Below are 15,542 nucleotides of genomic sequence, written 5' to 3'. Positions count from 1 at the left end.
TCCCCCTCGTTCTTCGCTTCCACGAGCTGTTGGCGCGCTCGGCCGATGACGGCGGCCAGCGACTCGGACACGTGGCACATCCGCGGCCAGAGTTCGCCACAGCTCGTCGTCGTCGACACCCCGGTAGGCATGCACGATGACGTTCCTGTTGTCACGAACCGCGCGCCACGGGACCTCCGGCATCGTCTCTCGCCATCCCGGGTCGAGTCGCTGGACCGCCTCACCCATCCGGTTGCAGAGCGCTTCTGCCGCATAGCGGAGCATCTCGTCGGCGTCGAAGGCGCCCTTGCCACGACCGACGAGCATGTCGCAGGCATCGAGGCTCTCACCCAGGTCCACGAGGTCAGCAGCGACCGCCTCAGGGAGCTGCCCGCTGGTGCTCACAGGTCTCGGGCGTCGCGTCTGATGTAGACGTCACGCGGCGGCCGCAACGCCGTCGAGCTCACGACGTCGACATGGACGCCGAGGAGGTCCTCGACCTCGGCCGCGAACGCTGACCGGTCGAAGAGGGTGGCGTCGTCTCCGGGAGTGACGAGGAGGTCCAGGTCCGATGACGGGCCGTCCTCATCCCGGGCCACAGACCCGAATACCTGGACCCGGTCCATCCGATGACGTCGCGCTGCGTCGAGGACACCGTCCCGATGCTCGGCGAGGAGCTCCGACGGCGGCACGGTGTTCACCAGATTGAGCGTCGGCCGGAATCCGGCGCCCGCGAGCAGCCGTGTCAGCGTTCCGAGGCTCGGCTGGTGCCGCCCGGACTCGATCCGCGCGATCGTCGTCTGCGCGATACCAGTCCGGTCGGCGAGAGCACGCTGCGTCAGCCCTCGGCGCGCCCGCGCCTCGCGCAGCAGCGACCCGGCGTCGGGCTCGGCCCGGCCTCCGTGCTGGGCGCGATCCGGTCCCTGAACGGTCTGCATCGCACACCTCCCCGTCGATGGCATCCATGCCATCAACGTGTACTGCCTGTCTGCCGTCGGAACGCTGGGCCCGGGCCCTCGTCGACGGTTGACCGCCCGTCAGGACCGTACCGCCGCCGCACGCCACGACCGGAGCTCTCCCGCGTCCATGACGTAACGCTCGTCCGCCCGCGAAGCCACCGAAGGGTCATGGGTGACCACGAGGAGTGCACACCCGGTTCGGGCGGGGAGATCGAACAGGAGGCTTGCGGCAGCGTCCCTGAGCTCGGCGTCCAGGGCACCCGTCGGTTCGTCGGCGAGAATGACCTGCGGGTCGTTGATCAGGGCTCGTGCCACTCCGACGCGTTGCCGCTCGCCCCCGGAGAGCACGGCCGAGGACCGGTCATGAGGCACATCGAGCTCGGCCAGGAGGTGCCGCGCTCGGGAGCGCGCCACCGCCCGGTCCCGCTTCTGCAACAGGGCCGGCAGCGCGACGTTCTCCTCGGCTGTCAGCTCGTCGAGCAGCTCGGCGTCCTGGAAGACCACACCGACGTGCTGCGCACGCAGGTCCGCGCGTCGGGCACGCGAGAGGCCACTGAGTCCCACCGAGCCGAGGTGTACGCTCCCGGCCGTCGGCCTGACCAGTCCCATGAGCAATGTCAGCAACGTCGACTTTCCCGAGCCGGAGCGGCCCTGGATCGCGACGGACCGACCCGAGGCGACCGACAGGGAGACCCCGCGGAGGATCGTGGTGCGACCGGCGCGGAAGCCGATCTCGCGCGCCACGAGCGTCGGTCGTTCGCCGGCGCCACGTGTCGACCGGTTCACGTCCGATAGAGCAGTCGTCATCGTGTCTCCCTCTGTCCGGGACGCCATCGACTCACTGCGACGCGTCCGCTTCGCGCTTCGTAGGCCGCCGATCCGGCGACCGCGACGACGGCCAGGACGCACAGGACAAGGATCGTACGGCGCACCGGGGAACCGTCGGCGCCGGAGGCGTCGACCACCCACGACAGGTGATACGCAGCGACACCCCCCGCGAGTACCGTCGTCGCGGCGACGACGGCGCCGCGCGTCCAGGCACGCGCCGCCACGAAGCCTCGGGCATTGGTGAAGGCGGCCAGCGGCGCCCCGCGCTTCCCGTGCTCCTCGGCCGCCTGCCATGTCCGCAGGCTCACGGCCGCGAGCAGCATCGCCGCACCGAGCGTGCCGAACCAGGCGACCCAGCGGGTCTGGTGGACCTCGAGCTCCGCGCCACCGATGTCCAGGTCGCCGGGAGCCCGGACGTCCCACGGCGGCGCCGAGATGCCGCTGATCGCGGTCTGCAATTCCTGCGTGTCGAGGCCTCCGGTGGCGTCCACCACGAGGAGCATCTGTTGGACGTCCTCGGCCAGAGCGATCCGGGGCGACCCCTCGTTGACCGCGATGTCGTTCATCGCCTGCAGTTCAAGCATGCCGTGGAGCGGACTGTCCGGAGTCAAGGACTCACCGTCGAAGCCGAGGTCCGCCATCGCCGCCCGATCGCCTCGGACCTCCGCGACGAATCGGAGACGGCCGTCGTCGTTCTCCTCGCCCCACGTCCGGACGTCGAGAACCGTCGCATCCTGCCCGACGGCGGCCACGACCGAGTCCAGTGCACTCTGCGCGGATGGATCCTTCGGGACTCCGATCGTCGCGTAGATGCCGTCATAGCGTTCATGCGCTGCCTCGGTGACCCGGGCCAGATCGTTCGCCATGGACACCAGGGCGAAGAGTTGAGAGACGAGCAGGACGACCATGGCGCATGCGGCGGCGAGCCGGGCACTGGATCGAGGCGACACGTCGGACTGCGCACCGACGACCAGGACGGCGGGACGACTCGCCCGGCGCCCCACAGAGTGCACGACGGCCCCTGAGGTGCGGACGAGCCACCCGCAGACCCAGGGCGTCAGGATCAGCGCGACCAGACTCCCTCCCAGGATCCAGACCGCAGCATCGTCCGTGCTCCCCGAGACGCGCTGGATCGCCTCCCGCCCGGTGACGGCGATGACGACGGCAGCCAGCACCGCTACCCACCCCGGATACCGCGGCTCGCGCGATCGGGGGCGTGTGCCGCGGACCGCGGTCGGACGACTCACCACTGCTGCGAGAAGCCATGCCGCCAGCCCCCCGCCGACGGCGGTCAGCGTCAATCGGCCGGCTGCCCGCCGCACGTCATCGGACTGAAGCCAGTAGTCGGCGCCCCACAGGGGAAGATCGACAAGTGCGGCGAACAGAAGGACCGCACATGCTGCACCAGTCCCGGCCAGCACCGGACCACCGAGGACGAGCGCCTGGTCCCGCCACAGCCGGGCCGGCCGTGCCCCCAGGACCTCGAGAACCTCGTACCGACGTCGCCGACGCCGTTCGTCGAGCTGGGCAGCCCCGACGACCAGCACCAGAGCCGGTGCGACGAGGGCGAAGACCGCGAGGTAGACGAGTTGCTCGGGTTCCTTGACGTGCCAGATCTCGCCCGCCATGTGGTTGCGGTTGGTTCCGCCGTAGCCCGACGCGGTATGCCACGTGCCTGTCGTCAGGACATCAGCCGGCGGGACGATGTAAGCGAGCCGCTCGTTCGGAACGACCAGCCCGTCGCCGTCGATCACCGCAGTGACCGTGCCGTATCGAGCGGTCAGCTCCGCGGACGCTCCGAGGAGCGCCTCCGACACGGCGACCGTTCCCGGATCAGGCCACTCATCCAGTCCTGGTGGAGGCACTGCATCGTCCGACCACGGCTCGACATAGACGGCGGAGAACTGACGTCGCTCCACGTCCCCGAAGGTGTGCTTGAAGCGGAAGTCAGCGGACGTCTCCTCGGAGACGACGAGCGGAGTCCGTGCGACGGTGCGCTCGACTCGACCTTCGTACGTCGCCGTGACCAGCACGATCGCCGCAAGCGACAGCGTCAGGAGCGCTGTCGCCGCGGCGATCGCGGCAGGCCGTCGAAACGACCACCGGACGCGTCGCGTCACTCGTGCGAGTTCCAGGCGGTGCACTACATCGGCAGGAGGGTCCGCGAGATGCACGCCTTGACGTGCGTCACGTCGTCCGCGGCGCGGTCGACCACCGTGTACGCACCGCTGTGGTTCGTCAACGATCCCTGGTAGCCACTCGCCTCCAGGTAGATCGTCTTGGTGAACTTGCTGTCGGCGCGGTTGTCATTGCTCGAGACGTAGCTCGCGGTGCCGACTGCGTAGCTTCCCGTGACCGAGGCAGACACCGCGTGAGCCCCAGAGGTTCCGAGCAGTCCGACGACAGCCATCGCACCGACGATCTTGGCCACAGGAGGAACGATACGGTTCATGATCTTCCTCTCATCGACATTGATTCGAATGGATCAGGCGTTCCCGACATCGCCACCGTAGAAGCGCTTCCAAGGGGGGCGCAACCGCATAACGCCGTCGGTTCGTGTGTGGGCAGCCCCTATGGAATCCGAGGAGTAGCGGGTCAAGACCCGAGCCCACTATTCCAGGGCGCCCCGACCCTCCGCCGAACCCGGCAGCGGCCGCGCCGCCCCGGCGACGAACAGCCCGACGACGACCGGCAGCGCCAGCACCAGCAGCGCGAGCCGGTAGCCGGTGACCTCGGCGAGGAACCCGATGAGCGCGGGACCGACGAAGAACGCCGCGTACCCGACGGTCGAGACCACGGCGACCCGCAGGGCGGCACGCGACGGGTCGTCCGCGGCGGCCGACATCCCCATCGGGAAGCCGAGACCGGAGCCGACACCCCACAGGAAGATCCCGGCCATCGCCAGGGGCAGGTTCGGCACCAGGGCGAACAGTGAGACACCCACCAGGGCACACGCCCCACTGGCACGCAGCACCACGACGCGCCCGAACCGGTCGATGATCTCGGTGCCGACCAGCCGGGTCAGGGTCATCGCGACGAGGAACACCGCGAGCGCCACCGCACCCATGCCGTCGCCCGTGCCGAATCCGTCGACGGTGGCGAGCCCGACCCAGTCGTTGGCGGCCCCCTCGGTCAGGGCGGCGGCCAGCACGACGAGCCCGATGAGCAGGGTGCGCGGCTCGCGCCAGGTCGCCAGGGTGTCCTTGACCGAGTGGCCCCGGGAGGGTTCGACGGCGGTGGCCGGGTCGGCGGCGGCGTCCTGGTCCCCGGCGTCGGTCACGACGGCGCCGGCCTCGTGCGCGGGCAGGAACGCCCGCACGCACAGCGCCACGACGAGGGCGTCGAGGACGACGACGGACACGAGGTGCGCCGTGAGCGGCACCTGCGCCCAGGCCGCGAGCGCCCCGACGCCCGCGCCGGCGACGGTGCCGAAGGAGAACGCGGCGTGGAACCGGGGCATGATCGCCTTGCCGAGCCGTTGCTCGACGACGGCGCCCTCGAGGTTCATGGCGGCGTCCCACACGCCCATGCCCGTGCCCGCGAGGAAGAGGCCGACGCGGACCAGCCAGGGCAGCCCGGCGTCGATGGCCAGGGTCGCGACGGCGAACCCGGCGGCGGAGAGCACGGCGAAGCCCAGGACGGTGCGGGCGGCGCCGAGACGGGAGGTGATCATCCCCGACAGCGGCAGGGCGCAGATCGACCCGATCGAGGCGGTGAGCAGCAGCACCCCCATCTGCGCCTCGGTGAAGTCGAGCCCATCCCGGACCGCGGGGATGCGCGAGGCCCAGGTGGCCATGCCGAAGCCGGCGGCGACGAAGACGCCGTAGACCGCCACGACGGCGCCGCGGACCGGGCGGGGGACGGCCCGGGTGGGGGCGGAGGAGTTCACCCTTCGACGATCCACCACCGCCCCGGCATGGTCAAATCGATTCGATGACACCGCGCCGGTAGGCTGACGCCACTCGCCGGCCGGGAAGGAGCTGCATGGGCCGCACACCGAGCAACCGACCGACGCTCGCACGGGTCGCCGAGCGCGCCGGGGTGTCCGTCTCGACGGCTTCCCTCGCCTTCTCCGGCTCGGGCCCGATCACCCCCGAGACCCGCGACAAGGTGTTCGCCGCCGCGACCGACCTCGGCTACACCGGCCCCAACCCGCTGGGCCGCCAGCTGCGGCGCGGGCGGTCGGGCATCGTCGGCGTCGTCATCGGCGACCACCCCGGACGCGCGTTCCGCGACCCGGTGGCCGTGCAGGTGCTCGACGGCCTGGTCGACGTGCTGGGCACCGAGGGGCTCGGGGTCCTGCTCATCCCCGGGGTCGACCTCGGCGAGGACACGGTCGACCCGCTGCTGGAGACCGCCGCGATGGACGTCGCGGTGCTGGTGTGGGGCGTCCTGACCGACGACCCGACGCTGGCTGCGCTGCAGCGTCGCAGCGTGCCCGTGGTCGTCGGCGAGGGACGCGCCGTGGAGGGGTCGCCGCTGGTCGAGCTGGAGGACCGGGCCGGTGCCGCCGAGGCCGTGCGGCACCTCGTGGGCCTGGGGCACACGCGCATCGCGGAGATCTCCCTGCCCTTCGGCCGGGGAGAACGCTCCGGGCCCGTGGACGCCGAGCGGCTGGCCTGCGCCGACCGCACCCCGACGGCGCACCGCATGGCAGGCATCCGCGACGTCGTCGACCCCGTGATCACGTGGGAGACGCCCGCCTCGCTGGTGGAGCACGGGCGCGACGCCGCCACGGAGATCCTCGGGACGTGGGTGCCGGCCGACGAGCGGCCGACGGCGATCGTGGCGCACTCCGACCTGCTCGCGGCCGGCGCCGTCATCGCGGCCCGCGAGCTCGGGCTGCGCATCCCCGAGGACGTCTCGGTCGCCGGCTTCGACGGCCTCGACCTGCCGTGGCTCTCCCCCGACGTGCTCACCAGCGTGCACCAGCCGCTGCGGGACAAGGGCATGAAGCTCGGTCAGGCGGCCATCGACCTCATCGCCGGGCGGGAACCGACGTCGGTGTCCCTGCCGGTCGGGCTGGTGCCCGGCACGACGACGGGTCCGGCCCCCGCGAGGTAGGCGAGTTTCTGCCGAGGTAGGCGATTCCCCGGCGAGGTAGGCGATCCCCCGGCGAGGTAGGCAGAGATCTCCCGAGGCCGGCCGCGCCGTCGGCGGCCACCGGCCGCACGATGCCTCTCTCGGCAGAAGCGCGCCTACCTCGGCGGAGCTCTGCCTACCTCGGCCGGAAGTTGCCTACCTCGGCCGGAAGTCGCCTACCTCGGCGGAAGGTTGCCTACCTCGGCAGAGGATCCTCGGGGAGCAGTGCCGTGGCGCGGTCGCGCGTGAGGAACGCCAGCATCGCGTCCTTGGGCCCGTGCGGGGACTCGAAGTGGATCTCGCCGGCCGGTTCGAAGCCCATGGCGACCATCCGCGCGATCGCAGCCCGGTTGCGCACGTCCGGTTCGACGACGACCCGCCGGGCACCCGGAGCGGTGAACCCGAACCGGGCCAGCGCGGCGCCCAGGGCGGGCCACCCCACGGCCTCGCTGCCCTTGAAGAAGTGCATGCCCACGTCCCCCGGCTGCACGTCGTACGCCGCCGCCAGCGGGTCGTCCTCCGGGTGATAGAGCTGCACCAGCGCCACCGGCTCCCCGGCCACGCGCACGAGGTAGGCGTGATGGGTGGGCAGGGAGTCGACGAACTCGTACGTCTCGCGCAGCTCGTCCCGAGCGAGGCCCCCGAGCCCGAAGAAGCCGGCGTTCGGACGCGTCACCCACGCGTGCAGGACGTCGACGTCGGCGGCCGGGTCGAGCACGTGCACCGCGACCTCGCCATGGCGCCACACCTCGGCGCCCCGCTCCCCCGTGAGCATCCGCTCGCTCATGCGTCCCCCCAGGTCTCGCGACGCAGACGCGCCCAGTCCGTCTCGATCTCGTCCGTGCCGGCCCGCGCCCACCGCGGGTGCTGGTCGGCGAAGTGCGCCGACCGCGGGTCGCCCGAGGCACCGAACGGCACCCCCCAGCGGCTGCGGCGTCGGTCGGACAGGTCCCACACCCAGCGCGCCACCGACCCGCGCCACGACGCCAGCGACACCCCCGGCACCGACCCCGTGCAGCACACGGTGTCGGCGGCGCCCCCGATCGGGACCCGCAGGTCGCGAGGGACCCGCGGCACCGCCGCTGCGTCGACACCGGTCGCGTCCCCCAGGGCGTGCAGGGGCACGACGGGGTGCCGCGCGCCCCAGGTGCCCTCCGCCGTCCCCCGGCGCACCACCCGCCGGCACCCGGAGAGCTCGGCGCGGGCGTCCGCCAGGGCGGCACGCGCCTCGGCCCGGGCGTCCAGCGGGGGCGTCAGGGCTTCGCCCGCCCCCAGCACCGCGTCGAGCACCTGGCCGACCCTCGCCGACAGGTCCAGCCACGGGTCCAGCACGGCCGGCATCCCGTGCGGGGCGGCGACCGGGGCCAGCGCGGGGTGCGCCGCCACCCGCCGCGTCAGGAGGTCCCGCCACACCGCGAACAGCGCCGCCTCTCGGGAGTCGGGGTCCATGCGCGCACCGCCGGCGGCCCAGGCCCGGACCCGGGCGGCCGCCGGGCCGACACGGGGCCCGCCGACGTCGTCCAGCCACCGCACGAGGTGCGCCGCGCCCTGGTCCGAGACGTCGCCGTGCACCCGGGCCTGCTCCTCGGGCCGCTCACCACCGTCCGGGGGCGTGGCCAGGAGCTCGCGGATCCGGCCCGCGCGGTGCGGCGCGTAGGTCAGCCCGAGGTCCGGGACCCGGCCCGAGGTGTCGGGGCGTTCGTTGGCGTCCACGGCCAGGTCGCGTACCGGCACCGGGGACGACGGCGGACGCCACGGCGGGAGCGCCGGCTCCGACACGCCGGACTCCCGCGGCACGACGGCGTGAGGCAGGACCCGCTCGGCGCGCGACCGGTCGGGCACCCGGCCGGCCGTCAGGCTGAGCACGGTCCCGTCGGAGTCGGCGGTCAGCACCCGGTTGACCGGCTCCACCCAGCCGGCGAACACCGCGGCGACGTCCGCCGCGGAGCGGACCCCCTGCAGGGCCCGCCAGGACGCGACCCCGAGGTCGGCGTCGACCCGCACGGGCCAGCGCAGTGCGTGGGTGTCGGTGACCAGCGGCCCCCGGGGCGTCTCGGTCCAGGTCACCTCGACGGCGTCGCCGCCGCGCACCGGCACGGTCTCGACGCCGGTCTCGACCGGTCCGGCCGCGCCGGCCAGAGTCTCCGTGGTCTCGACGAACAGTTCGGCGGCGTGGGCCAGGGCGTTGGTGATCCCCCACGCGACGGACCCGCCCGCGCCGGGCTCGCCGTCGTCGGATCTACCGCGGCCGGGTGCTGCGCCGGGCGTCATGGTCTGCCCGAAGTGCAGCACGCCGGGCACCCCGGGGAACGCCAGGCCGACGACGTCGTAGGCGTCGCACGCGAGCCGGATCTGCTGGTAGATCCCCGGCAGCTCGAGGAGCCGGTGCGGGTCGCCGGCCAGCAGCGGGGCGCCGCTCGCCGTCCGGACCCCGGCGAGGGCCCAGGCGTTCGACCCGGATCCCGCGCCGTCGTCGGCCCCCGACAGGATCACCGTCAGCGGATGGTCGGGCCCGAGCGTCCGGACCACGTGCTCGCGCCACAGCAGGTGCGGCCAGGTGCCGAACAGGACGTGGTTGGTGAGGAACACCCCGAGCGGCATCCAGTCCGGCCACGGCCCGTGCTCCGGCAGGTCGCCGGGAGCCGCGGCCAGGGCGTGCATCTCCGGGACGTCGCGACCGCCGTCGGACAGCCCGGCGTTCACCCCGGCCACATAGGCGGCGAGCCAGTCGCGTTCGGGCTCCGCGAGCGCCGCGTGGACCCGGCGGGCGGTGTCCGCGAGCCGCACGCGGACGGCGAACCGGTCCCACGCCAACCCTCTCGGCCCGAACCGCGCGGCGAGGCGCCCTTCGGCCCGCCACCGGTCGGACTCGAGCTGCCAGCCGCGGTCCCGGGCGGTGACGTAGCCCTGCCCGCGGGCGAGGTCCGGCTCGGTGGCGGCCCGCACGTGCGGCACGCCCACCTCGTCGCGGAGGACCTCGAACGTCACGCGCGCGCCACCGGGTTCGCCAGATCGCCGGCGTAGATGAGGGAGCTCGACTGGTCGGCGAGGTCCACCATCTGCAGGGTGTTGCGCAGCTGCAGCCGGTTGAGGCACGAGTGCGCGAACCGCGCGGCCCGCAGGTCCACCCCGGAGTCCAGGTCCGGGTGCTCGGCCTCGTGCCGGTCGAGGCACTCGCCGACCAGCGCCCAGAACCGGTCCTCGCCCAGCACCCCGTCGACGGCGAGGATCCCGGCCAGGTGGCGCAGCACGCCGTCGAACACGTCGGTGAAGATCGCCAGCGCCTTCTCGGCGTCGTCCACCGGGGCGGCGATCCGGGCCACCTGCTCCGGCAGTGCCCGGTCCGACAGCACGGCGACCTCCTCGCCGATGTCCTTCATGAACGCCCGCCGGACGACGCCGTCGCGCAGCACGAGCACGAGGTTCTCCCCGTGCGGCATGAACGCCAGGTCGTGGGCGCGCAGGCAGTGCACGAGGGGGTAGAGGTAGGCGTCGAGGTAGGCCCGCACCCAGTCGGCCGGGTCGATGCCGGAGGCCCGCACGAGCGCGGTGACCAGCGCCCGGCCCGCGGCGTCACGGTGCAGCAGCGAGGCCATGGTGGCCAGCCGCTCGCCGGGCGCGGTGCGCGGCAGCGGGGACTCGCGCCACAGCGCCGCGAGCATCTTGCGGTGGGCGTTGGGGCGCGGGGTGCGGTGGTAGACGTCGCCGCTGTACCCGACCGCGGCGAGCTCGCGCAGCACGCCGAAGCCGGCCGCGCCCAGGGTCGCGTCGCCGTCGACCAGGTCGGCCACCCAGTCGTTGATCGCGGGCGTGGCCCGCATGTACGCCGGTGACAATCCCCGCAGGAACCCCATGTTCTGGATGGCCAGGGCCACCTTGACGTAGTGCCGCTCCGGACGGGTCCGGTTGAACATCGTGCGGATCGACTGCTGCGGGGTGTACTCGTCGGCGCCGGGGCCCAGGGGGACGAGGTCGCCGCGCGCGACGTCGGCGGCGAACGTGATCGGCAGCCTGTGCTCGGCCTGCCACGGGTGCAACGGCAGGTACAGGTAGTCGGCCGGGTCCAGCCCGCGCCGGGCCAGCCGGTCCGCGAACGTCGCGCGTTCGGCGCCGGACAGCTCGGCGTCGTACAGCCCGGCCTCGGTCTGGTCGCCCGCGAGCGCCAGGTGGGTGTGCTCGCGCCGGGCGGCGACCCACTGCAGCCGCAGCCGGCCGCCCCGTTCGGGGGCGAACGCCTCGTAGTCGGGCAGCGAGAAGCCGATGCGACCGTTGTTCGCGACGAAGCCGGGGTGCCCCTCGGACATCGCGGCCTCGACGGCCTGGAACGTCTCGGCGGTCCGACGGCGGTCCTCGGCCCGGTCAGCGGGGTCCTGGTCAGCAGGGTCCCGGTCCGGGTCGGCCCCTCCGGGTCCACCGGGTGCCGGCGCGGTGAGTCCCGCGACCAGCCCCGCGGCGTCGGGGGTGCGACCGGCCAGCTCACGGTCCCGCTTGGCCATGGCCGCCGCCAGGGTGCTGGAGAGCTCCTCGAGATAGGTGGCGAGCAGCTCGTCGGGGATCTGCAACGACGGCTGCAGCTCGGCGACCAGCTCCAGGGCGTCGACCGGCAGCGCGGCGCCGCCCTGCTCGCGGTCCCCGCGCGCGGTGCGGACGATCGAGGCGGGGTCGATCACCCAGTGCTCGAGGACGAAGGTGCGGGCGTCGAAGGTGTAGGTGACGCCGTCGAGGTCGAGGCGGTAGCGCGTCGCACCGCCTGCTCCGGAGGTGCCGTCGGCGGTCCCGTCGGCGACCGGCGCGAAGAGCCGTTCGTGGGTGAGCTCGGCGAGCGCCTTGGCGGCCAGGTGGCGGTGGGCGTGGTCGGCGAGGTCGGCGCGCAGGTGGGGTGCCGGGTCCACCCCGGCACCGAGCGGGGACGCGGCGAAGTCGGCGCGGGTGCACACGCTCAGCGCGGCGGTCTTGGTGTGCCCGCCGTCGGTGACCTCGACCTCGCCCAGCACCCGGAAGCCGGCCGCGGCGTTCTTCGACGCGATCGGTGCGTTGCGCACGTCGGGCTCGACGACGACCCTCGCTCCCCCGCGCCCGCCGTCCGCGGCGTCGGCGAGGCAGAAGCGCACGACGGCGGACATGACCGCGTCGGTCAGTCCCCGGCGGCGCGCGGCCGGGTCCGCGGGCGCCGGCGCGACGAGCAGGTGCATGCCGACGTCCCCGGGAGCGGCGTCGTGGACCGCGGTGAGCAGCACGCGGGCCGGGTCGTAGGTCTCGACGTAGGCGACCGGTTCTCCGTCGAGGCGGACGAGCCAGCCGTCCTGGGCGTCGTCGGCCGCGACCGCGCCCAGGTAGTCGCGGACGTCGTCGACACCGAGGTCGGTCATGTGCCACGCGCCCGAGGCCGGGTGGGCCAGCCAGCCCTGGACGACCGGCGCGTCGTGGTCGGGGTCCACCGGGGAGAACGTGAGCTCGCCCCGGCGCGTGCCGACGGCGAACACGCTGTCCACGGCGGCGCGGGCGGTGGTCGCGGCGGTCACCGGGCGCCCTCCGGTGCGGTGCGCGCGGTCCCGGCCGGGGCACCGCCGTCGGGCACGGGCATCCCGCCCGGCAGACCGAACTGCTGGAACGCGATCCGTCGCTCGATCGGGTACGGCTCGCGACCGGTGACCTTGGCGAGCACCACGGAGTTGCGCCACGGGCCGAAGCCCAGGTCCGGCGCGGTGATGCCGTGCGAGTGTTCCTCGCCGTTGAGGGTGTGGATCCGGGCGTCGGAGCTCACGGTGTAGTCCTGGGTCGCGGCGAACCGGCCCTGGTCGTCCAGGAGCAGGCGGTCGCGCACCGGGTCGAGCAGCGCGGGCACTCCCGCCGCGTACCCCGTCGCCGCGACGACGGCGCGGGTGCGGTGCTCCGCCGTCGTCCCGAGCTGTCCGTGCCGCAGGGTCAGCACGTACTCCGTCCCGCCGTCGTCGGCCCGCTCCGCGCGGGCGGCGACCACCTCGGTGTCGGTGAGCAGGGTCGTGGGGACCTCGCGGCCCAGGGCCGTGCGCCGGTACAGCGTGTCGTAGATGTCGTCGACCAGGTCGCCGCTGATCCCCTTGTACAGGCTGCGCTGCTCGCGGCCCACCAGGTCACGCAGCTCGGTCGGCAGCCCGTGGAAGTGCGCCGTGTACTCCGGGGACGTCATCTCGAGGGTCAGCTTGGTGTACTCCATCGGGAAGAACCGCGGCGAGCGGGTCACCCAGTCCAGCCGGTAGGTGCCGGCGTCCTCGAGCAGGTCGCGGTAGACCTCGGCCGCGGACTGGCCCGATCCCACGACCGTCACCGCGCCGGAGGCCTGCAGGGCGTCGCGGCGGCTGAGGTAGTCGGCGGTGTGGACCACCGGTCCGGCGCCCGAGGTCCCGGCGGCCTCCTCGGCCAGGTCGGCGAGCGGGGACGGCAGGCGCGGCGACGTGCCGACGCCGAGCACCACGTGGCGGGTCCGGTACTGCTCGCGGTTGACTCCGTCGTCGTCGGCGACCTCCGCGGTGACGAGGTAGGTGTCGCTCGCGGCGTCGTGCTCGACCGCGACGACGCGCCGCCCCCAGCGCAGGGTGTCCAGCCGGGCCGCGACCCAGCGGCAGTACTCGTCGTACTCGGCCCGCAGCGGGTAGAACGACTCGCGGATGTAGAAGGGGTAGAGCCGCCCGGTCTCCTTGAGGAACGCCAGGAACGAGTACGGCGAGGTCGGGTCGGCCATGGTGACCAGGTCGGCCAGGAACGGCACCTGGATCGTGGCGCCCTCGAGCATCATGCCCGCGTGCCAGGAGAAGCCGGGACGCTGGTCCAGGAAGACGGCGTCCACGTCCTCCAGGGGGTCGGCGAGCGCCGCGAGGCCGAGGTTGAAGGGGCCGATGCCGATGCCGACGACGTCGTAGGTGCTCATCGGGGCTCCCCCTCGGAGGTGCGCTGCAGGTGCGGGTGGACGTCCCGGCAGGGCGGTGCGGTCAGGTCCGCCAGCTCCCGGCCGGCGAGGATCCCGTGGGCGGCGTCGCGGACCAGGTTCAGCACCCGGCGCACGTCGTCGAGGGTGACCTCGGGGTTGAGCAGGGTGAGCTTGAGGCAGGGCCGGCCGCCGACGACGGTCTTGGCGACGCCAGCCCGGCCGGAGTCGAACAGCACCCGGCGCACGGCGGGGACCAGGGCGTCCGCCTCGGCGTCGGTGACGCCGTCGGGCTGGTAGCGGAAGATCACCGTCGACAGGTCGGTGCCGCAGACCAGGTGCAGCTCCGGGTCGTCGGACAGGTCGGCGTGCACGGCGGCGGCCAGGTCGCACACGGCGTCGAGCATCGCGCCGATGCCGTCCGGGCCGATCGCGCGCAGCGTCGTCCACAGCTTGAGGGCGTCGAAGCGGCGGGTGGTCTGCAGCGAGCGGTCGACCTGGTTGATCTCGGCGGAGTCCTCGACCGGGTTGAGGTAGTCGGCGTGCCAGGCCGTGCGTGCCAGGTCCGCCGGGTCGCGGACCAGGACCGCGCTGGCCGAGACCGGCTGGAAGAAGGTCTTGTGGAAGTCGACGGTCACGCTGCGCGCCCGCTCGATGCCCGCGAGCAGGTGCCGACGGGTCGGGGACACGAGCAGACCGCCGCCGTAGGCCGCGTCGACGTGCAGCCACACGTCGGCCGCGTCGCACCGCTCCGCGATCCGGGCCAGGGGGTCGATCGTGCCCCGGTCGGTGGTGCCGGCCGTGGCGACGACCGCCATGGCGACGCCGCCGGTCCGGGCGGTGGCCGCGAGCGCCTCGGTGAGGGCGGCGGGGTCCATCCGGCCGTCGGCGTCGGTGGCGACCGGGACCACGGCGTCGTCGGCCAGGCCGAGGATCATCGCGGACTTCGCCACGGAGAAGTGGCTGGCGGCGGTGGCCAGGATCCGCAACCGGCCCTGACGCTCGGCGCGGTCGGCTCCGGTCAGGCGGGCGCCGTCGGGGTCGGTCAGGGCACGCTCGCGGGCGGCGAGCAGGGCGTGCAGGTTGGACTGCGTGCCGCCCGAGGTGAAGACGCCGTCGCCGGCGGCGAACCCGATCCGGGCGGTGGTCCAGGCGACCAGCCGCCGCTCCATGAGGGTGGCGACGGTGGACTGGTCGTAGGTGTCCACCGAGGTGTTGATCGCCGCGAGCATGGCCTCGGCGCCGACGGCGGGGATCGCCACGGGGCAGTTGAGGTGCGCGGCGTAGCCGGGGTCGTGGAACCAGACCGCGTGGCTGGCGTACAGGTCGGCGGTCTCGTGCAGGGCGTCGTCGGTGCCGATGCCGGGGCCGTCGAGGTCGACGCGGTCGACGAGCTCGGTCAGCTCACGGCGGCTCGCACCGCTCCAGGGCTGGGTGACCGCGGCGAACCGGGAGGCGACGTCGTCGACGACGCGGCGGACCGTGCGGGCGTAGGCACCCGCGGTGGCACCGCGCAGCAGGGTGTCGACGCGCGTCGACCGCGTGTCGGGCGGAGTGGTGGACACGTCCGGGCGCTCCTCGAGGGATGGGTAGGCAGGGCAGGCTCGCCTAACTTAGACAGGCCTAAGTTCTCTGTCCACCTCGGCGCCACCATCCGAGACCCGGGATCACGAGGGCGCCCTGCGACGCCCCGCGACGCCTCGCGAGGTAGGCAACACCTCGGCCAGGTAGGCAACTTCCAGGCCAGGTAGGCAGAACGGCGACGACGTAGGCAACTTCTCCGCGAGGTA

Annotated in this window: 12 protein-coding genes; 2 read left to right on the top strand and 10 right to left on the bottom strand. The window is 73.5% G+C overall.

The features are described 5' to 3' along the window. Positions 1-45 precede the first annotated feature (45 nt). On the top strand, positions 46-411 hold the full coding sequence (locus PO879_RS03310; RefSeq protein WP_278236514.1) for a hypothetical protein: 366 nt from the start codon (positions 46-48) through the stop codon (positions 409-411). Here PO879_RS03310 and PO879_RS03305 read toward each other — a convergent pair. The 5 genes from PO879_RS03305 to PO879_RS03285 all read right to left on the bottom strand — a co-directional run bounded on the left by PO879_RS03305 (position 381) and on the right by PO879_RS03285 (position 5,655). Next, positions 381-917, bottom strand: coding sequence for an XRE family transcriptional regulator (locus PO879_RS03305; RefSeq protein WP_278236513.1), 537 nt, complete (start codon positions 915-917; stop codon positions 381-383). The two genes, PO879_RS03310 and PO879_RS03305, sit on opposite strands and share 31 nt — an antisense overlap. A 99-nt stretch (positions 918-1,016) precedes the next feature. Beyond that, positions 1,017-1,682: an ABC transporter ATP-binding protein gene (locus PO879_RS03300; RefSeq protein WP_278236512.1), complete on the bottom strand. Its 666-nt coding sequence runs from the start codon at positions 1,680-1,682 to the stop codon at positions 1,017-1,019. 59 nt (positions 1,683-1,741) lie between these two features. After that, positions 1,742-3,886: a hypothetical protein gene (locus tag PO879_RS03295; RefSeq protein ID WP_278236511.1), complete on the bottom strand. Its 2,145-nt coding sequence runs from the start codon at positions 3,884-3,886 to the stop codon at positions 1,742-1,744. A 23-nt stretch (positions 3,887-3,909) separates the two neighbouring features. Continuing rightward, positions 3,910-4,197, bottom strand: a complete 288-nt coding sequence (locus PO879_RS03290) for a hypothetical protein (RefSeq protein WP_278236510.1) — start codon at positions 4,195-4,197, stop codon at positions 3,910-3,912. A 180-nt stretch (positions 4,198-4,377) separates the two neighbouring features. Continuing rightward, positions 4,378-5,655, bottom strand: coding sequence for an MFS transporter (locus PO879_RS03285; RefSeq protein ID WP_278236509.1), 1,278 nt, complete (start codon positions 5,653-5,655; stop codon positions 4,378-4,380). A gap of 95 nt (positions 5,656-5,750) precedes the next feature. Between PO879_RS03285 and PO879_RS03280 the strand changes: the two genes are divergently transcribed. After that, positions 5,751-6,830, top strand: a complete 1,080-nt coding sequence (locus tag PO879_RS03280) for a LacI family DNA-binding transcriptional regulator (RefSeq protein ID WP_278236508.1) — start codon at positions 5,751-5,753, stop codon at positions 6,828-6,830. Between the two features lie 214 nt (positions 6,831-7,044). Here the strand turns inward: PO879_RS03280 and PO879_RS03275 are convergent, their stop codons facing one another. From PO879_RS03275 to PO879_RS03255, 5 genes are read right to left on the bottom strand one after another with little or no spacing between them, the layout of a single operon-like run. After that, entirely contained in the window at positions 7,045-7,635 is a 591-nt protein-coding gene (locus PO879_RS03275; RefSeq protein WP_278236507.1) for a GNAT family N-acetyltransferase, read from the bottom strand. Then, positions 7,632-9,836, bottom strand: a complete 2,205-nt coding sequence (locus PO879_RS03270) for a penicillin acylase family protein (protein WP_278236506.1) — start codon at positions 9,834-9,836, stop codon at positions 7,632-7,634. Before PO879_RS03270 ends, PO879_RS03275 begins: the two co-directional genes overlap by 4 nt. Then, entirely contained in the window at positions 9,833-12,370 is a 2,538-nt protein-coding gene (locus tag PO879_RS03265; protein WP_278236505.1) for a GNAT family N-acetyltransferase, read from the bottom strand. The genes PO879_RS03270 and PO879_RS03265 overlap by 4 nt, the downstream gene beginning before the upstream one ends. After that, a complete protein-coding gene (locus PO879_RS03260) occupies positions 12,367-13,755 on the bottom strand; it encodes a SidA/IucD/PvdA family monooxygenase (protein ID WP_278236504.1) in 1,389 nt (462 codons plus the stop codon). The genes PO879_RS03265 and PO879_RS03260 overlap by 4 nt, the downstream gene beginning before the upstream one ends. Then, complete coding sequence (locus tag PO879_RS03255) at positions 13,752-15,317, bottom strand: pyridoxal-dependent decarboxylase (RefSeq protein WP_278236503.1); 1,566 nt, start codon at positions 15,315-15,317, stop codon at positions 13,752-13,754. The genes PO879_RS03260 and PO879_RS03255 overlap by 4 nt, the downstream gene beginning before the upstream one ends. Positions 15,318-15,542: the final 225 nt, after the last annotated feature.

The organism is Isoptericola sp. AK164 (assembly GCF_029643425.1).
Classification (GTDB): Bacteria; Actinomycetota; Actinomycetes; order Actinomycetales; family Cellulomonadaceae; genus Isoptericola; species Isoptericola haloaureus.
The sequence above is the reverse complement of the archived record's forward strand: the minus strand, read 5'-3'. Positions and strand labels throughout refer to the sequence as shown.